This is a genomic window from Flavobacterium frigidimaris, assembly GCF_002217275.1.
In the GTDB taxonomy this organism is placed as follows: Bacteria; Bacteroidota; Bacteroidia; order Flavobacteriales; family Flavobacteriaceae; genus Flavobacterium; species Flavobacterium aquidurense.
The window spans coordinates 49,647-67,356 of sequence record NZ_MUGV01000001.1 but is presented as its reverse complement, the minus strand read 5'-3'; the positions used below and the strand labels follow the sequence as shown (position 1 = coordinate 67,356).

The following is a 17,710-nucleotide window of genomic DNA, read 5'->3' as shown; positions in this document are numbered from 1 at the left end:
GATTTATAAATTCGTACTCCTGATTTCTCTTTCGTGGACTTCATTTAGCGATTTTCGATTGACTTTTGTCTCATCAAAGTCAAATTTATAATCGCTAAAATTTATGAAATTCAATATTTCAATTCTCTTCTCTGTTTTCAGGCTGCTTTTGTTTTCGACAGCAGTACATGCACAAACTGCGCAAATAATATCAGACAAGGTTGTCAACACGAATAATGAGTTAAATGAGATTGTCATTAAAAAACAAACGCAATTAGTAAAGTATTCTTCAAACGGAACAATCGAAGTGAATGTGTCCAATACATTGCTTTCGACAAGTAGTTCTGTAAATGAATTATTAAGCAGAGTTCCGAATGTGATTGTTGCTGAAGGGCAAATTAGTGTTCTCGGAAAAGGAGAAGCCATAATTTATCTTAACGGAATATTGATTAATTATGAAAGATTTGCTGCAATTCCGGTTACACAAATCTCGAAAATTGAAGTAATTTCAAATCCTTCATCAAAGTACGATGCCGAAGGAAAAGCGGTAATTAATATCATTACCAAAAAAAATAGTGAAAATGGAATTAAAGGAACGGCAACTCAGCAAATAACGGTTTCTGAATTTGCCGGAACCAGTACCAATACACTGCTTGATTTTAATTACACAAAAGGGAATTTTTCTTTTATTACAAATTACGGTGTGCAATTAGGAAAAGGGAGAGAACTCTTGTATACGACCAGGACGCGACCAAATCCCGAGGAGTTTATGAGGTCAGAATTGACCACAGACTGGAAACGCCAATTTAATAATTATTCTAATTTCGGGTTTGGATTGCAGTATACTTTTTCTGAAAAGAATTACATTTCGCTTGCCTACAGTGGTAATATAGAAGATTTAGGCGGAGTTGTTGAAAGTCGAAATTCAATCGAAAACAATTCGGGAAATAGTTTTTATGCCACGGATATTGATAAAAATGACGTTTTGCTCAATCAGTTTGTGAATTTAAATTATAATGCAATAACCGATAAACAAGGTTCATCATTATTTATTGGATCGCAATATTCTAACTATAACGGAACCGTAAGAGATTTTATTGATGAAAATGGCTTGGTAAATGAGGTTAATAGTCAAAAGTATCTTAAGAATAATGTTGGCAATAGCATAAATATAATAGCCACACAGATAGATTATTCTAAAAAAATTAGAGAAGACACCAGGTTAGAAACAGGAGCTAAGTATAGTTATGCGACCATAAAATCAGCTACAGATTTTTTGATTGCAACTGCAACTGATATGAATTTTGAATTTGATGATGAATTATCAAGCGACTTTAAATATCAGGAACGTATTGGTGCGGCTTATTTTAATTACGGAAGTGCAATTGGTAAAAAGTTTGATTTTTCTGTAGGCGTAAGAGGTGAATGGACAAAATATAATTTGTACACAAATGCAAATGGGATTCAGGAATTCGAGAAAAATTATGGGAATCTTTTTCCCAACGTACTTTTAAACATGAATTTTTCTGAAGATTGGAAAGCTCATTTTTCGTACGTATCCAGAATCACCAGACCAAGGTATCAGGCACTAAATCCGTATGTTATTTATCAGGACCCTTTTACAACCATAGAAGGAAATCCTGATTTGCTTCCGGAAAAAACTCATGCATTTGAAATTGGCACAATGTATAAAAAGTTTGATTTTAAAATAGGCTATACTTATAAAATCGACCCTATTTCTGGAGCTGCTTTGCGGGGAAATACTCCAAATAGTTATATTTTACGATCATTAAATCTAGATAAAGGACATACGTTTTTCACTTCGCTTTCAAGATCTTTTAATGTAAAATGGTGGAATTCTACCAATACAGTAAGTATGAATCTGACGAAATCCGTAGATGATTTTTATGAGTTTGAATTAGGTCCGGTTAAACCCCAGATTTATTTGTACTCGAATAATACATTTTCGATTCCAAATCTTTTTAAGCTGCAGCTGCTTGCCTGGTATCTGGGTGACAGAAGTTATGGATTAGGAAGTGATAACAGCCGTTCGACAGTAACAGTTGGAATCGAAAGAAACTTTTTTAAAGAGGCGCTAAAATTGAATTTCACAGCAAATGATATTTTTCATGACTTTATGGTTTCGGGAGATTATAATGTTGGGCAAACTCAAATATATTATCATAGAACCTATACAACAAACTATTTTAGACTTATAGCAACCTATAATTTTGGAAATTCAAAGAAAACAAATTACAAGAAAGCAGAAATTGAGCAGACAGAGAATAGTAGGGCGAGGTAAATTAAAGGTTTATACCTGTTTCGAATAATTACTGTACAGAAAAAATGGGCTGCATTATTTAGGGGCTTAAATTTAAAGTTTATGATAAAAAACGGCATTATTTTTTATCCCTGTAGGTTTTGTATCTATAGCCTAATGCGATTATAATAATAAGTAATGCTATTGTTATTGATCCGCTGGTCATATTTTTTAATTAATTTAATTAATAATAAAAGTGCTGATTTTGATTAGGTTTTGATAGTCAAATCATAGTTTCAAATTTATGATTTTATGCATATTTGTATTATGCTAAAAGCGGGTATTTGGTCTCAAATATTTTTTGGGATAAAAAAATCGAAAACTATAAGTATATCGAAAAACATAAAAAAAGGCTTCACCAAGAAGTGAAGCCTTTTCTAATATATTGAATTTATATAATTACCTTTTTTATAAAGTACTAATTTAGCTCTTTAGTAACAATTTGCATAGTTTCTCTACTCACTTGTTTCAATAAAACTTCTTTATTGTCTTCAACGGTTTGTGCAGCTTGTTCTGTAAAATGACGAATCGTGTATAAAGTCACATTTTCATTAAAATCGACTTTGAATTTTTTAGAAAGGATCGCATTCAAGTCATTGAAATTTCCAAATTTATCTTCTACACAAACAGAAAAACTAATCGCAGAATTCTGAATTAAATTTACTTTGATTTTGAATTCGTGGAATAAACCAAAAATCTCGCTGATATTTTCTTCCATGATAAATGAAAAATCAATTGAAGAAAGCGAAATTAAAAGCTGTTCTCTTTTTACGATAAAACAAGGGTATTGTGGTTCTAAATCAACACCTTTAGAAACGCAGGTTCCTTTTAATAATGGATTGATAAATGATTTTACATACAACGGAATTTCTTTTTTCTGAAGTGGTTGTAATGTTTTTGGGTGAATTACCGTTGCTCCGTAAAAAGCCAATTCAATAGCTTCACGATAGGAGATTTGGTTTAACAAACTTGCGTTTTCAAAATAACGCGGATCCGCATTCATAACTCCGGGAACGTCTTTCCAGATTGTTACACTTTCGGCGTTTAAGCAATAAGCAAAAATTCCTGCTGTATAATCAGAACCTTCACGACCTAAAGTGGTTGTGAAATTATTTTCATCAGCACCTAAAAATCCCTGGGTGATGTTTAATTGTTTTCTCGGTACATTTTTGCTGATAAGTTGTTGCGTAGTTTCCCAGTCAACTTCGGCATCACGGTAGTTTGCATTGGTTTTAATGAAATTACGAACGTCAAGCCATTGCGTTTTGATTCCCATGAAATTCATGAAATGACTTAAAATGGTAGTCGAAATCAATTCTCCAAAACTCACAATCTGATCGTAAACAAAATTGTAATTTGGAGATTTATTATGTGCTAAAAAATATTCTAATTCTGAGAATTGTTCAGTCACAGCCGCAAAAACAGCATGTTTTTCATCTTCAAACAAATCTAATAATATTTGATTGTGGTATTTCTTGATTTCCTGGACAGATGAATTCAATTCTGCCGATTTATCAAAATAATTCTTGATCACAACCTCAAGAGCATTTGTAGTTTTTCCCATAGCCGAAACCACCAGAATCACATCTTCGTAACCTACTTTTTGCAAAACGTCATAAACGTTTTTAATTCCATCTGCATCTTTTACCGATGCTCCTCCAAATTTAAATACTCTCATTGTTAATTTTAGATTTTTAATTTTAGATTTCAGATTAAATGAAATCTATTTGTTCCTTATTTTTTCTACCATGGATTAAAAAATCAGTGAAAATCATTTAATCTGTGGCAAACTAATTTTTATAATTTTTCCAGAAATGAATTAATTCCTGCTTCATCCATTTGAACCACTTGCCAGTCTTCCAGAATTCTTGCGCCAGAATTCTTGTAAAAGTTAACTGCCGGCGTGTTCCAGTCTAAAACATTCCATTCAATTCTTCTCACATTGTCCCTTTTTCCCTGTTTCATAATTTCGGCATAAAGTGCAGATCCTAAACCTGTACCACGCATTTTATCCTTAACAATTAAATCTTCAAGATGTATTGTTTTTCCTTTCCAGGTGGAGTAACGATAATAATAGAGTGCAATTCCAACAATTTCGTTTTCAACTTCTGCTACAAAAACGTGAAATAGTGGTTTTTCACCAAAGCCATCACGTACTAAATCATCAACTGTTACAACAACTGCGTCAGGTTCTTTTTCGAATATTGCCAACTCCTGTATCAATCCTAAAACAGATTCCATGTCCTCAGGATTTCCTTTTCTAATATTCATATTTGTAAATTTTATTTTTTGTACTATTTATAGTATTGCCTTTCATTTTAATGCGTTTGTTTGTGCAAACTTTTTAGGAGTGGCAATTTCTATATTCTTATTATTAAGCGTTTATTAGCTAAAAAAGTGTGTTTTTACTACGTGCTTTCCGTCTTTAATTAGCAAATATACAATAGTAGCAAACTAACAAAATAATTTTTAAATCATTCTCACAAAATAAGCGATATTTGTGACTTAAAATTAAAACTATAACGATATAGCAATGGAAGAACGCAATAAAACACTGGGAGAGTTTATTATTGAGAACCAAAAAGCATTTCAGTATTCGTCGGGGGAGCTTTCCCGAATTATCAACTCTATACGTTTGGCAGCAAAGGTTGTCAACTATAAAGTAAACAAGGCTGGATTAGTCGATATTATTGGCGCTGCAGGCGAACAAAATATTCAGGGCGAAGACCAGCAAAAATTAGATGTGTATGCAAACGAAGTATTTATCCAGACGTTAATAAACCGTGAGATTGTCTGTGGAATTGCTTCAGAAGAAAACGACGATTTTATAACTGTTCAGGGGAGCGACAACAGTCATAATAATAAGTACGTGATCTTAATGGATCCGCTTGACGGATCTTCAAACATTGATGTGAATGTTTCTTTGGGAACTATTTTTTCTGTTTTTAGAAGAATAACACCAATTGGAACTCCGGTAACAAGCGAGGATTTTTTACAACCGGGAACTAGTCAGGTAGCAGCAGGTTATGTAATTTATGGAACATCAACAATGTTAGTTTATACAACAGGACATGGTGTGAATGGTTTTACATTAAACCCCGCAATTGGAACTTTTTATCTTTCACATCCAAATATGCAGTTTCCAAAAGAGGGACATATTTATTCGGTAAACGAAGGTAATTATGTGCATTTTCCGCAAGGAGTGAAAAATTACATCAAGTATTGTCAGCGTGAAGAAGATGACCGTCCTTATACTTCAAGATATATTGGAAGTTTAGTATCCGATTTTCATCGAAATATGATCAAAGGCGGAATCTACATTTATCCAACAAGTTCAAAAGCACCAAAAGGAAAACTACGTTTATTATATGAATGTAATCCGATGGCATTTATTGCTGAACAAGCGGGAGGAAAAGCAACAGATGGTTTTGGAAGAATTATGGAAATCCAACCGACAGAATTGCATGAAAGAGTTCCGTTTTTCTGTGGAAGTTATAATATGGTAGAGAAAGCTGAAGAATTTATGGCAGAAGCTTTATAGTTTTCAGTCACAGTTTTCAGTTTTTACACCGAAATTCAAAAAATAAAACCCGACACGTTTATAAACGGTCGGGTTTATTTTTGTTTTTAATTACATTTCAAGTATCAGTTCCAAACTGAAAACTGCGACTGAAAACTGAAAACTATTATTTGTTCATGTTTTCCATTTCGAAAAGGAAAGTATCTAAATCTACTTTTTTGTCCACTAAAGACAATGCTTTTCTAATAATGTGATTTACGTTTCCTGGAGTAAATCCCAGAGCTAATCCCATTCTGGTTAACATTACTTCTTGTTGGTCTCCCAAATGATGATCTACGTGAACCATTCTCGCCAGGTCATACAAACGCTCTAAACGCTGCGCATACAAATAAGGCGGGTTTATAGAATGTTGCCACGGATCTGAAAGGATTTCCTTGTATTCGTCTTCTGAAATTTCTAATCTTGAAGCTAGTTTGTCCAAGAAAGCTTTCTCTTCGTCATTAATTTTTCCGTCAGCATAAGCTACACGAACAATGGCAGAGAAATGACCTCTGTTTCTTTGTTTGAATTCGTTATCAAATAATTCTGAAAATGGCATAATTAATAGGGTTTTATATAGAACAAAGATAAATCTTATTTTAATTTAACATTTTAAATTTCTCATAAAATTTAACTTATTTTTCTGCGTTGTTTTAATATCGCGGTTTCTTTAATTTTCAAAATAAATCGTAAGTTTACAACCCCTTAATCAATTAATACTATTACCCCTATGTCAGAATTTTGGATTTATTTTCAGATAGGATTAAAACACGTTTTAGATATCCATGCCTACGATCACGTTCTTTTTTTAATCGCCTTAACTATCCCGTATTTGTTTAAAGACTGGAAACGCATTTTGCTTTTAGTTTCTCTTTTTACAATTGGTCATACCCTGGCTTTGTTGCTTTCAGTTTTTGGAATCATCGCTATTAAAGTAAATATAGTCGAGTTTTTAATTCCGATTACCATCTTGATAACCGCCATATTTCATCTTTTTACGGCAGGAAAAGCTACTAAAAATGAAGGTGTGAATTTAATTTTTATGGTAACGCTCTTTTTTGGTATTATACACGGACTTGGTTTTTCGAACTATTTTAAAACCATTTTAGGTGGTTCGCCAAGCTCAAAATTATTACCTTTAGGCGAATTTGCATTAGGAATCGAAGCAGCGCAGTTAATTGTTGTTTTTGTGGTTTTGATACTATCTTATATTGTGCAGACCGTATTTCGTTTTTCTAAACGCGACTGGGCACTTGTAATGTCGGCTTTTATTATCGGAGTTGTGATTCCGATGATTATTGAAAGCCCAATTTGGAACAGATAAAATAAATGGATTTAAAAAAAATAAATAAGTACGATAAAGCGTACCTTCGTATTGCAAAGGAGTGGGGATCACTTTCTTACTGCAAACGTAAACAGGTTGGTGCCATTATCGTAAAAGACAGGATGATTATTTCTGACGGATACAACGGAACACCATCCGGATTTGAAAATTGCTGTGAAGACGATGCAGGATTAACCCGTTGGGAAGTGCTACATGCCGAAGCAAATGCAATTTTAAAAGTAGCCCGTTCAACACAATCTTGTGAAGGAGCCACTTTGTATATTACACTTTCACCTTGTAAAGAATGTAGCAAATTAATACATCAATCAGGGATAAAGAGAGTGGTTTACCAAAACGGATATCGCGATGATGCCGGAATTCAATTTTTATTAAAAGCAGGTGTCGAAGTTGAACATATTCCTGTTTTAGAAGAGTAAATGAAATTTAATTCGAAATATTTGCCAATTGTGATCGGAGCGACTTTTGCTCTTGGAACTGTCCTCGGAAGCCTCATGAATGCTCCCGTTGACGACGGTCTTTTGGCTAAAAATTACTCCAAAACAAAACTCAATAAGCTGATCGATTTTATCAATAATGAATATGTCGACAGTATCAATACAGATTCAATTGTAAACCTCACAGTTGATAATATCTTATCTAAATTAGATCCGCATTCTGTTTATATTCCGCCAAGCGAACAGGCGGAAGTGGCTGAAAGTATGAAAGGTGATTTCGTTGGAATCGGAATCAATTTTTATATGTATAAAGATTCTGTTGCGATTATAAAACCAATTGAAAACGGACCTTCGGCGAAAGCGGGAATAAAATCGGGAGACCGAATTTTATTTGCCGGAAAAACGAAATTATTTGGCCGAAAATTACCTTCTGATAGCTTGTTCTCCAAATTAAAAGGTTTACAGGGTTCTGAAATTGAATTGACTGTTTTTAGAAAATCGGAACAAAAGAAATTAAAGTTTAAAGTAAAAAGAGATATTATTCCGATAAAAAGTGTTGATGCCTCTTTATTGCTTGGAAATGATATCGGTTATATAAAAATAAATCGTTTTGCCGAAACTACTTTTAATGAATTCAAGACCGGTTTAACCAGATTAAAACAAAGTGGAATTCAGTCGCTTGTAATCGATCTTCGTGATAACGGCGGTGGTTATATGGAAGAAGCGGTGGCTATTGCCGATGAATTTTTGAAAGACAAACAACTGATCGTTTTTACTAAAAATAAAAACGGAACAACAGAGAAAACATATGCGACAAAAGCCGGAAGTTTTGAAACCGGAAAAGTCTATGTTTTGATTAATGAAAATAGCGCCTCTGCAAGTGAAATTTTAGCGGGAGCATTACAAGATAATGATCGTGGAATTATTGTGGGTCGCCGTTCTTTTGGAAAAGGTTTGGTGCAACGCGAAATGGATTTCAATGACGGTTCTGCAGTACGCTTAACTGTGGCAAGATATTACACACCAACCGGAAGGTCAATTCAGAAACCGTATAAAAAAGGAAACGAAGAATATTTTAAAGAATCAGAGTCTCGTATAAAATCGGGTGAACTTTATGCAAAAGACAGTATAAAAGTAGCGGACTCATTAAAGTTTAAAACACCAAAAGGCAAAGTCGTTTACGGCGGAGGCGGAATTGTTCCTGATGTTTTTGTTCCGATGGAAGCAGAACACGGAAATGAAAATGTTGCTTATTTACTGCAAACCGGAGTAGTAGGACATTTTGTTTTTGAAGAATTAGATAAAAACCGAAAAGCATTTTCAGGCCTTAAATTCAATGAGTTTTTAGCCGAAATGAAAAACTCGGATGTTTATTTCAGGAAATTCAAAAACTATATTTTCATGACCGGTTTAGATTTGAAATTAGACAAAACCAAAGCTTTAGTGAATCGATATATTACTGCTGAATTTGCCAGACAACTGTACGGTGAAATATACTACTACGATGTGATTTTGAAAGAAGATGCCATGATTAAAGCCATTCAGAATCCAAAAAAATAACGCTGAAACCTTTTTAATATGAAAATAGAAGCTGTTGTAAATGCTGAAATAGAACTTTTGACCGCTATTAAAAATGCTGATGTTTTGTTTTTAGAAAAAATCCTCCACGACGATTTGCTTTTTAATTTGCCTGATGGTAATACGATTACAAAAGAATTTGATTTGGCTTCTTATCGTTCAGGAAAAATGAAAATTACTACTATTGAAGCTTCCGATCAAACCATAAATCTAATTGGCGATACAGCTGTAGTTGCAGTTACAGTTTCATTAAAAGGCTTCTTTGATAATAGTCCTATAGATGGTGTACTTCGATATATCAGAGTGTGGAAGCAATTTGATGAAAGCTTAAAAGTGATTGCCGGAAGCTGCATTCAATTACAATAAATAATTAATAATAATTTAAATATAACTTAGCGAACCTGGCGTAAACCTTTGCGTACTTTGCGGTTAAACACACAAACATGAAAAATTTAAAAAAATTAAGCTTTCTATTCGTTTTAATGACTTTTGTAATTTCTTGTAAAACTATGAAAGATAGCAGTTCTAATACAGTTACCGGAAAAGTAGATGCAATAGAAGCAGGAAAAGATGGTTATACAGCTAAAATTTCTACAGACGCAAAAGAAGTATATTTAGCGACGATAAGTATTGTAAATGTTGGCGGACCTCAAAATTACAAACAATTAAAAATTGGAGATGTAGTTTCTGTAAAAGGAGAAATCTGGAAAACAGAGGATGAAAAACATATTAAGGTAACCGAGATTGTTTCGGTTAAGTAATAAATAGAAAGATAAGATTTATAAAAAATGCACAGATTTTATATCTGTGCATTTTTTTATATTTATTCTCGTAAAAATATTAAATTTTGAAAATAGTAAACGGCTTTTTGATTTTAGTAATAACCTTGATAACCGGGTTTTTTAGTGTTTTCTCTCTTGGCAGTTATCAACAAAAAGTGCAATTAATGAATGAACTTCCTTTTTCATTTATATTTCGTTTTCTTGCAGTTTTAGCTATAGGTTTTACAGGAGTAATCTTGTTAGTTCTAGCCAATTTTCTGATCGCTAAATTAATTTTGAAACAGGGAAATAGCAGAGAACTAAAGAAATTAACTGTTGAGGCAGCAATTCCGGTAATTTTGGTGGCGTTGTTTGGAGTATGGGTGTTTTTCTTTTTCTGAAAATTTATCGAATACTATCATGCGCATGAGTCTGCACGCCGTTATTCCATAAAGTCAGAATATCAGTAGCAACAGCGGCGCCGCTTCCTGCAGCAATAGCCAATTGGCTTCTCCAGCCTGCTAAAGTTCCAATAACGTAAATACCGTCGGCTACTTTATGATCGTCGTTTTTAAGCTGAATACGTTGTTTTTCGGGAAGTGCTTTTTTGTGTGGTTCAACATACGGCATTAAACCTTCAATGTCGAAAGTATTGGCAGAGCCAATTCCGATAACAATGTTTTTAGTCTTGTAGGTGTTTTTATTTGTAGTAACAGTAAATTCACGATAAATACCTTCAACTTTGACTACTTTTTCGTTTGGAATCTGAGTGATGTGGGGATAAGTAATAGCGAGATCCTGCGTACTTTCTACAAGTAGTTCAGATCCTAATTTACCAGGCGTTATTCCGTATGCGTTATAGAAGATCGCTTCTTGCAATGAAGAATTCTTTTGATGCGTGAAGATTCCGATTTTTTTATCGGTAACAAAAGCTTTGTTTTTGGCAGAACCTAAAACGAGAGCACAAGACATGCCTGATACACCTCCGCCAATAATTAGAACGTCAAACATATATTTATTATCTGTTGTCGTGCATTTTTTCTTCAATTCTTTTTGAAATTCTAAAAATCAAAAGAATTAATACTGCACAAAGCGCAGCTGCGATCCCGATAAGTGCTACACCGCTATCTCCCTGAAAAGGATTTTTAAAATCTAATTGCGTAATATTAAAAACAATTAAGGCTAATGCTAGAAGCACTAAGATTGAAGTAAAGATTTTCATATGGCTGTTTGTTTGTGTAAAAATTAAAGTAAAACCTCGACATATATAAAATATGTTAAAAAGTTCTATTTTAGAAATTTTATGGGGTAAATTTATAAAAATATCCTTTAGACGAACAAACCTTTAACATTAGCAGCGAATAATTTAACAGCAATTGCTAAAAGTATGACTCCAAATGTCTTGCGGACCACGCCAAGTCCGTTTTCTCCTAATAAATTTTCTATTTTTTTTGATGATTTCAAAACAATATATACTAAGATAATATTCAACAAAATCGCAATGATAATATTAATGGTGTGAAATTGGGATCGAAGCGAAAGTAAAGTTGTCATTGTTCCCGCTCCTGCAATTAGTGGAAAAGCCAATGGAACAATAGAAGCTGATCCTGGTTCTTCATCACGATAAATTCGGATACCCAAAATCATTTCCAACGCTAAAAAGAATAATACAAAGGATCCGGCAACCGCAAAAGAGTGCACATCTATTCCGATAAGATTAAGTAAACCTTCTCCAACGAAAAGAAAAACAATCATAATTAGTCCGGCAACAATTGAAGCTTTTTCAGATTCAATATGTCCCACTTTTGCTCTTAAATTGACAATAATCGGAATAGATCCTACGATATCAATAACAGCAAAAAGTACCATTCCAACAGTAATAATTTCTTTGAAGTCGATTTCTAACATATTAGTTTGATTTTAAGCGTTTAAAATTTTTGCAAAGGTAGATAATAAAGATAGTTGTTTTTTGAATACGATGTATTTTTGTTATAAAAACACGTTTTATTGGTTAAAAAAGTGATGTTTGTAACAAAAAGTCAATTGTACCACAGAGATTCGCAAAGGTTAATTGTTTTTTACCACAGAGTGACACAAAGTTTTTTTCACAGAGTTACACAAAGATTTCAATATGTTAATCTCAAATTTCGTGAACTTAAACTTCGCGCTGCTCTGTGAAAAACTCTGCGAATCTCTGTGGTACAATTTTTTGCGATACTCTGTGGTAAAACTTGCGTGCCACTACAGTGAAATTTAATCTCATTTCATCTGTTTTCTTTGACTATCTTTGCACTTTATAAATTACAGTACTTTATTATCATGTTTCAATTAGGAAAAACCATTATTTCAGAAGATATTCTTGAAAAAGAATTTGTGTGCAACTTGTCAGCTTGTAAAGGAGCCTGCTGTGTTGACGGAGATGCCGGTGCGCCTTTGAGTGAAGCTGAGACTAAGATTCTGGAAGAAATTTATCCTAAGGTGAAACCTTTTTTGCGAAAAGAAGGAATTGCTGCTATCGAAGCGCAGGGAACCTGGGTAAAAGGAACTGATGGTGATCTTGAAACGCCATTAATTGACGAAAAAGATTGCGCTTACGTTATTTTTGACGGAAAAACGGCTCTTTGCGGAATCGAGCAAGCGTACAATCAGGGAATCGTAGATTGGAAAAAACCTGTTTCTTGTCATTTATACCCAATCCGCGTAAAAGACTTTACAGAATTTGCTGCGGTGAATTACGACAAATGGGATATTTGCGATGATGCCTGTTCTTTAGGTAAGGAATTAGAAGTTCCGGTTTATAAATTTGTCAAAGAAGCTTTGATTCGCCGCTTTGGGCAAGACTGGTATTTGGAGCTTGAAAAAGTGGCTGAAGAACTTAAAAAATCCAAATAAAATAAGTGTCTTAATTACATCTTTTCAGGGATATATTTTAACTCAAAAAATAAAGTTTTAACTCAAAAAAAACTTTTTAAAAACAATTAAAATTTCTTGCTTTTTATTCTAAAAAGTCTATATTCTACGGGGGCTTTAGGTGTTAATGACTATATTAAATTGCTCATTTACAAATATTTAATTATTGTCTGAAAAATATCTCATTTTTTCTGCGTTGTTAAAAACTACACCGAATTGTGAATAAGTTTGGCTTTCATTTTTGGCTACAAATGACAATCTTTGTAATCGTTCTGAATAAGTAAAAATTCAGCATAAAAATTAAATAAAATAGTCATGTCACAAGTCGAACCAATATTACAAGAAAATAAAAATCGTTTCGTTATTTTTCCTATCAAACATCATGATATTTGGGAATGGTACAAAAAGATGGAAGCTAGTTTTTGGACTGCGGAAGAAATCGACTTACACCAGGATTTGACAGACTGGAATAATAAATTAAGTGACGACGAAAGATATTTCATTAAACACATTTTAGCATTTTTTGCTGCATCAGATGGAATCGTAAATGAAAACCTTGCTGAGAATTTTGTAAATGAGGTGCAATATGCTGAAGCGAAGTTTTTCTATGGTTTCCAAATTATGATGGAGAACATTCATAGTGAAACCTATTCATTATTGATTGATACTTACGTAAAAGACGAAGCGGAGAAAGCAGAATTGTTTAACGCTTTGGAAGTTTTTCCTGCAATTAAGAAAAAAGCAGACTGGGCTTTAAAATGGATCGAGTCTGATTCGTTTGCTGAAAGACTAATTGCTTTTGCTGCAGTTGAAGGTATTTTCTTTTCAGGTGCTTTTTGTTCTATTTATTGGTTGAAAAAACGTGGTTTAATGCCAGGTTTGACTTTTTCTAACGAGCTTATTTCTCGCGACGAAGGCGTACACTGTGATTTTGCCGTTCACTTGCATAATCATCACTTGATTAATAAAGTACCAAAAGACAGAATTAAAGAAATTATCGTTGATGCTTTAGATATTGAAAGAGAATTCGTAACAGAATCACTACCGGTAAGTTTAATTGGAATGAATGCTGTTCTAATGACGCAATATCTAGAATTTGTTGCAGACAGATTGTTAGTAGAATTAGGTTGCGATCGTGTGTATGGATCAGCGAATCCGTTTGATTTCATGGATATGATTTCGCTTCAGGGAAAAACTAATTTCTTTGAAAAACGTGTTGCCGAGTATCAAAAATCGGGTGTGATGAACACAGACAGCGATGCTCAGAAAATTTCATTTGACGCAGATTTCTAGACAACAAAATATTTTAGCGATCCCAAAAACGCTAAAAGAATAAAATCATTTTTTTAAGATTGAATCTCTTTCCCAAATCGTAGATTCAATAACAATTTTTTGCATTTTCGATCTATTTGATAGGTCGGAAGCAGACGACTATTGAGGATTCGATAATTCTCAAAAAATAATTTAAAAACACACAATGTTTAAGGGCTGGAATTCGTTTTCTAGTGTCTTTCATTTTTTCAATAACTAATAAATAGTAAGCTTATGTATGTAGTAAAAAGAGATGGCCACAGAGAGCCCGTAATGTTTGATAAGATTACAGAAAGAATCAAAAAATTGTGTTACGGCTTAAATGAGCTTGTAGATCCTGTTAAGGTAGCCATGAGAGTTATCGAGGGATTGTATGATGGGGTTTCTACTTCTGAACTGGATAATCTTGCGGCAGAAACGGCGGCTTCTATGACTATTGCGCATCCAGATTATGCACAATTGGCAGCGCGTGTGGCAATTTCGAACCTACATTCAAATACTAAAAAATCGTTCTCAGAAACGATGAAAGATATGTATCACTACGTAAATCCAAGAAATGGACAAGAAGCGCCCTTACTTTCGGATGAAGTATTTAACGTGATTCAGGAAAATGCTGCGTTTTTAGATTCTCATATTATCTATACAAGAGATTTTAATTATGACTACTTTGGATTTAAAACTCTTGAGCGTTCATACTTACTTAAAATAAACGGAAAAATCGTAGAAAGACCACAACATATGTTGATGCGTGTTTCGGTTGGTATACACTTAGACGATTTAAAATCGGTTATTGAAACGTACGACTTAATGTCTAAAAAGTTTTTCACGCACGCAACGCCAACGTTGTTCAATGCGGGAACTCCAAAACCTCAAATGTCTTCTTGTTTCCTTTTGGCAATGCAGGATGATAGTATTGATGGAATTTATGATACTTTAAAACAAACGGCTAAAATCTCGCAATCAGCGGGAGGAATTGGTCTTTCTATTCATAACGTTCGTGCGACAGGATCTTATATTCGTGGTACAAACGGAACTTCAAACGGAATCGTGCCAATGTTGAGAGTTTTCAACGATACGGCGCGTTACGTAGATCAGGGTGGTGGAAAACGTAAAGGAAGTTTTGCGATTTACATTGAAACATGGCACGCTGATATCTTTGAATTTTTGGATTTGAAGAAAAATACAGGAAAAGAAGAAATGCGTGCAAGAGATTTATTCTTCGCCATGTGGACTTCAGATTTATTCATGAAACGTGTACAGGAAGACGCTAGTTGGACATTAATGTGTCCGAATGAATGTCCTGGATTGTACGATGTTTACGGAGAAGAATTCGAAACCATGTATTTGGATTATGAATTTAGAGGAAAAGGTAGAAAAACCATTCGTGCACGTGAATTATGGGAGAAAATCCTTGAATCACAAATCGAAACAGGTACGCCATATATGTTGTATAAAGATGCAGCAAACCGTAAATCGAACCACAAGAATTTAGGAACAATTCGTTCTTCTAACTTGTGTACAGAAATTATGGAGTTCACCTCTAAAGATGAAATTGCAGTTTGTAACCTGGCATCTATTTCGTTGCCAATGTTTATCGATAACGGTAAATTTGATCACGAAGCACTTTACAATGTTACAAAACGTGTAACACGTAATTTGAACAAAGTAATTGACAGAAACTACTATCCGGTAAAAGAAGCAGAAAACTCTAACCTGCGTCATCGTCCGGTAGGATTGGGAGTGCAAGGTTTAGCAGATGCTTTCATCATGTTGCGTTTACCGTTTACAAGCGATGAGGCTAAAGTATTAAATCAGGAAATTTTCGAAACATTATACTTCGCAGCTGTAACCGCTTCTATGGAAATGGCGAAAGAAGAAGGACCATATTCTACATTTGAAGGTTCTCCAATGTCTAAAGGAGAATTTCAATACAATATGTGGGGAATGAAAGATGAAGAATTATCAGGACGTTGGGACTGGGCTTCATTAAGAAAAGAAGTAATGGAGCACGGAGTTCGTAACTCATTGTTAGTGGCGCCAATGCCAACTGCTTCTACTTCTCAAATTCTTGGAAACAACGAAGCTTTCGAACCTTATACATCAAACATTTACACACGTCGTGTATTGTCTGGAGAATTCATCGTGGTAAACAAACACTTACTTCATGATTTAGTAGAAAGAGGTTTGTGGAATGAGACTTTGAAACAAGAAATCATGCGTCACAACGGATCTGTTCAAAATATTGATGTGATTCCAGCAGATTTAAAAGAACTATACAAAACAGTTTGGGAAATGTCGATGAAAGATATTATCGATATGTCACGTCAGAGAGGTTATTTCATTGACCAATCACAATCACTGAACTTGTTCATGCAAGATGCAAACTATTCTAAACTTACGTCAATGCACTTCTATGCTTGGCAATCTGGTTTGAAAACGGGAATGTATTACTTGAGAACGAAATCAGCTGTTGATGCGATTAAATTCACATTAAACAACGATAAAAAAGAAGAAACAGCTCCAGCTTTAGTTGCAGAAACTGAAGAAATCAGTGTTGAGGATTATAAAGCAATGTTGCTAAAAGCACAAGCTGCGGGTCCTGAGGATTGTGAAATGTGTGGATCTTAATTTTAGATTTTAGATCTGAGATTTTAGATTTTTAGAATATAGAAAGCAGTTATCGTAATGGTAACTGTTTTTTTGTTAAATGGTAATTAGATAATTTATGCTAAATAAAATTTTGGGCTTAGTTTTTTTATTCTGTCTTTTTTCATGTAAAGAAAAGGTAGAGATGCAAGTGCAGAAAGAAGAAAATTTAGAAGAAATTAATCAGGATGAGGTAACAACAATAAGTGCCAGAGTAACAGACTACGATACATTAATTAATCGAGTTAAAAAGCGAGGTGATATAGATGCGTATGATGAGCTTTTTTATAGTTTTAAAGATTGTTGTTTTCGTGAAAGTACAGATAGTGTAATGGTATACGCAAAGATTATGGCCGAGAAATTCAATTATGAAAGAGCGTACTATCACTTTTATGATGCTATTTTAGAGAAACATGGAATAGATTATACCAATTTTCCTCAAATTGATATCAGTAAAATGGAGAAACAGGACAAACAGAAACTGGAAAACTGGTTTAAATTTATGATAGAAAGAAAACAGATTAGCCAACAAACATTGGATTCTATAAAAAAATAATTGGTCAATAGTTTACGCAAAAAAAACATGAATTCTAATTTACATATCATTGATAATAAGGTAAAATATTATCAGTTGGCAGAACATTATTTTCAAAATATAGATCTTGACGAGCATGAGAGAATTAATTTTGATGAGATTATTCAAAAATCCATTTCAATTTTACTAGATCACGATTTTATTCCAACACCTTGCATTGAAATTAAATTAGAACTTCTTAAAGATCAAAAAAAGATAGGTAATTATTTTCTTTATGTTAATGAAAAGAAAGAATTCATAGATGAATTTCTAATAACATAGCCCGTGGTTTC

19 protein-coding genes are annotated in these 17,710 nt (G+C 33.6%); 13 read left to right on the top strand and 6 right to left on the bottom strand.

Annotated elements, in window-relative coordinates:
• Positions 1 to 103: 103 nt before the first annotated feature.
• On the top strand, positions 104 to 2,281 hold the full coding sequence (locus B0A65_RS00315; protein WP_074660911.1) for an outer membrane beta-barrel family protein: 2,178 nt from the start codon (positions 104 to 106) through the stop codon (positions 2,279 to 2,281).
• Positions 2,282 to 2,717: 436 nt separating this feature from the next.
• Here the strand turns inward: B0A65_RS00315 and B0A65_RS00310 are convergent, their stop codons facing one another.
• Positions 2,718 to 3,977: an aspartate kinase gene (locus B0A65_RS00310; protein ID WP_074660912.1), complete on the bottom strand. Its 1,260-nt coding sequence runs from the start codon at positions 3,975 to 3,977 to the stop codon at positions 2,718 to 2,720.
• A gap of 119 nt (positions 3,978 to 4,096) precedes the next feature.
• Positions 4,097 to 4,570, bottom strand: a complete 474-nt coding sequence (locus tag B0A65_RS00305; protein WP_074660914.1) for a GNAT family N-acetyltransferase — start codon at positions 4,568 to 4,570, stop codon at positions 4,097 to 4,099.
• A 262-nt stretch (positions 4,571 to 4,832) separates the two neighbouring features.
• Here B0A65_RS00305 and fbp point away from each other — a divergent pair, with 262 nt between their 5' ends.
• A complete protein-coding gene (fbp, locus tag B0A65_RS00300) occupies positions 4,833 to 5,840 on the top strand; it encodes a class 1 fructose-bisphosphatase (RefSeq protein ID WP_074660915.1) in 1,008 nt (335 codons plus the stop codon).
• Between the two features lie 145 nt (positions 5,841 to 5,985).
• Here the strand turns inward: fbp and B0A65_RS00295 are convergent, their stop codons facing one another.
• Positions 5,986 to 6,417 carry a tellurite resistance TerB family protein gene (locus tag B0A65_RS00295; protein ID WP_074660916.1) on the bottom strand — a complete coding sequence of 144 codons (432 nt, stop codon included), beginning with the start codon at positions 6,415 to 6,417 and terminating at the stop codon, positions 5,986 to 5,988.
• A gap of 171 nt (positions 6,418 to 6,588) precedes the next feature.
• Between B0A65_RS00295 and B0A65_RS00290 the strand changes: the two genes are divergently transcribed.
• From B0A65_RS00290 to B0A65_RS00265, 6 genes are all read left to right on the top strand, one after another.
• Complete coding sequence (locus B0A65_RS00290; protein ID WP_072969687.1) at positions 6,589 to 7,182, top strand: HupE/UreJ family protein; 594 nt, start codon at positions 6,589 to 6,591, stop codon at positions 7,180 to 7,182.
• 5 nt (positions 7,183 to 7,187) lie between these two features.
• Positions 7,188 to 7,619, top strand: coding sequence for a deoxycytidylate deaminase (locus tag B0A65_RS00285; protein ID WP_074660918.1), 432 nt, complete (start codon positions 7,188 to 7,190; stop codon positions 7,617 to 7,619).
• Entirely contained in the window at positions 7,620 to 9,197 is a 1,578-nt protein-coding gene (locus tag B0A65_RS00280) for a S41 family peptidase (protein WP_074660919.1), read from the top strand. It begins immediately after the preceding gene.
• Between the two features lie 18 nt (positions 9,198 to 9,215).
• The gene (locus B0A65_RS00275) at positions 9,216 to 9,581 is read left to right on the top strand and encodes a nuclear transport factor 2 family protein (RefSeq protein ID WP_074660921.1); all 366 of its coding nucleotides are present in this window, start codon (positions 9,216 to 9,218) and stop codon (positions 9,579 to 9,581) included.
• 77 nt (positions 9,582 to 9,658) lie between these two features.
• Positions 9,659 to 9,976 (top strand): hypothetical protein, encoded by a 318-nt coding sequence (locus B0A65_RS00270; protein WP_074660923.1) that lies wholly within the window; start codon positions 9,659 to 9,661, stop codon positions 9,974 to 9,976.
• Between the two features lie 86 nt (positions 9,977 to 10,062).
• A complete protein-coding gene (locus tag B0A65_RS00265; protein ID WP_074660924.1) occupies positions 10,063 to 10,377 on the top strand; it encodes a hypothetical protein in 315 nt (104 codons plus the stop codon).
• 4 nt (positions 10,378 to 10,381) lie between these two features.
• Here the strand turns inward: B0A65_RS00265 and B0A65_RS00260 are convergent, their stop codons facing one another.
• The 3 genes from B0A65_RS00260 to B0A65_RS00250 all read right to left on the bottom strand — a co-directional run bounded on the left by B0A65_RS00260 (position 10,382) and on the right by B0A65_RS00250 (position 11,884).
• Positions 10,382 to 10,987, bottom strand: a complete 606-nt coding sequence (locus B0A65_RS00260; protein ID WP_074660926.1) for an FAD-dependent oxidoreductase — start codon at positions 10,985 to 10,987, stop codon at positions 10,382 to 10,384.
• Between the two features lie 7 nt (positions 10,988 to 10,994).
• A complete protein-coding gene (locus B0A65_RS00255; protein WP_074660928.1) occupies positions 10,995 to 11,198 on the bottom strand; it encodes a hypothetical protein in 204 nt (67 codons plus the stop codon).
• 107 nt (positions 11,199 to 11,305) lie between these two features.
• Positions 11,306 to 11,884, bottom strand: coding sequence for a MarC family protein (locus tag B0A65_RS00250; protein ID WP_056187324.1), 579 nt, complete (start codon positions 11,882 to 11,884; stop codon positions 11,306 to 11,308).
• Between the two features lie 411 nt (positions 11,885 to 12,295).
• Here B0A65_RS00250 and B0A65_RS00245 point away from each other — a divergent pair, with 411 nt between their 5' ends.
• The 5 genes from B0A65_RS00245 (at position 12,296) to B0A65_RS00225 (ending at position 17,699) form a co-directional block, all read left to right on the top strand.
• A complete protein-coding gene (locus B0A65_RS00245; protein WP_074660929.1) occupies positions 12,296 to 12,868 on the top strand; it encodes a DUF3109 family protein in 573 nt (190 codons plus the stop codon).
• 333 nt (positions 12,869 to 13,201) lie between these two features.
• Entirely contained in the window at positions 13,202 to 14,179 is a 978-nt protein-coding gene (locus B0A65_RS00240; protein WP_074660931.1) for a ribonucleotide-diphosphate reductase subunit beta, read from the top strand.
• Positions 14,180 to 14,431: 252 nt separating this feature from the next.
• Entirely contained in the window at positions 14,432 to 16,825 is a 2,394-nt protein-coding gene (locus B0A65_RS00235; RefSeq protein WP_074660932.1) for a ribonucleoside-diphosphate reductase subunit alpha, read from the top strand.
• A 163-nt stretch (positions 16,826 to 16,988) separates the two neighbouring features.
• Entirely contained in the window at positions 16,989 to 17,399 is a 411-nt protein-coding gene (locus tag B0A65_RS00230) for a hypothetical protein (RefSeq protein ID WP_123890238.1), read from the top strand.
• A 27-nt stretch (positions 17,400 to 17,426) separates the two neighbouring features.
• Entirely contained in the window at positions 17,427 to 17,699 is a 273-nt protein-coding gene (locus tag B0A65_RS00225) for a hypothetical protein (protein ID WP_074660935.1), read from the top strand.
• Positions 17,700 to 17,710: the final 11 nt, after the last annotated feature.

Coding starts and splice junctions, on each gene's coding strand:
- B0A65_RS00310 (WP_074660912.1), bottom strand. CDS start 3,977: ATGAGAGTATTTAAATTTGGAGGAGCATCGGTAAAAGATGCAGATGGA.
- B0A65_RS00260 (WP_074660926.1), bottom strand. CDS start 10,987: ATGTTTGACGTTCTAATTATTGGCGGAGGTGTATCAGGCATGTCTTGT.
- B0A65_RS00295 (WP_074660916.1), bottom strand. CDS start 6,417: ATGCCATTTTCAGAATTATTTGATAACGAATTCAAACAAAGAAACAGA.
- B0A65_RS00230 (WP_123890238.1), top strand. CDS start 16,989: ATGCAAGTGCAGAAAGAAGAAAATTTAGAAGAAATTAATCAGGATGAG.
- B0A65_RS00315 (WP_074660911.1), top strand. CDS start 104: ATGAAATTCAATATTTCAATTCTCTTCTCTGTTTTCAGGCTGCTTTTG.
- B0A65_RS00275 (WP_074660921.1), top strand. CDS start 9,216: ATGAAAATAGAAGCTGTTGTAAATGCTGAAATAGAACTTTTGACCGCT.
- B0A65_RS00290 (WP_072969687.1), top strand. CDS start 6,589: ATGTCAGAATTTTGGATTTATTTTCAGATAGGATTAAAACACGTTTTA.
- B0A65_RS00255 (WP_074660928.1), bottom strand. CDS start 11,198: ATGAAAATCTTTACTTCAATCTTAGTGCTTCTAGCATTAGCCTTAATT.
- B0A65_RS00250 (WP_056187324.1), bottom strand. CDS start 11,884: ATGTTAGAAATCGACTTCAAAGAAATTATTACTGTTGGAATGGTACTT.
- B0A65_RS00285 (WP_074660918.1), top strand. CDS start 7,188: ATGGATTTAAAAAAAATAAATAAGTACGATAAAGCGTACCTTCGTATT.
- fbp (WP_074660915.1), top strand. CDS start 4,833: ATGGAAGAACGCAATAAAACACTGGGAGAGTTTATTATTGAGAACCAA.
- B0A65_RS00280 (WP_074660919.1), top strand. CDS start 7,620: ATGAAATTTAATTCGAAATATTTGCCAATTGTGATCGGAGCGACTTTT.
- B0A65_RS00245 (WP_074660929.1), top strand. CDS start 12,296: ATGTTTCAATTAGGAAAAACCATTATTTCAGAAGATATTCTTGAAAAA.
- B0A65_RS00225 (WP_074660935.1), top strand. CDS start 17,427: ATGAATTCTAATTTACATATCATTGATAATAAGGTAAAATATTATCAG.
- B0A65_RS00270 (WP_074660923.1), top strand. CDS start 9,659: ATGAAAAATTTAAAAAAATTAAGCTTTCTATTCGTTTTAATGACTTTT.
- B0A65_RS00240 (WP_074660931.1), top strand. CDS start 13,202: ATGTCACAAGTCGAACCAATATTACAAGAAAATAAAAATCGTTTCGTT.
- B0A65_RS00305 (WP_074660914.1), bottom strand. CDS start 4,570: ATGAATATTAGAAAAGGAAATCCTGAGGACATGGAATCTGTTTTAGGA.
- B0A65_RS00235 (WP_074660932.1), top strand. CDS start 14,432: ATGTATGTAGTAAAAAGAGATGGCCACAGAGAGCCCGTAATGTTTGAT.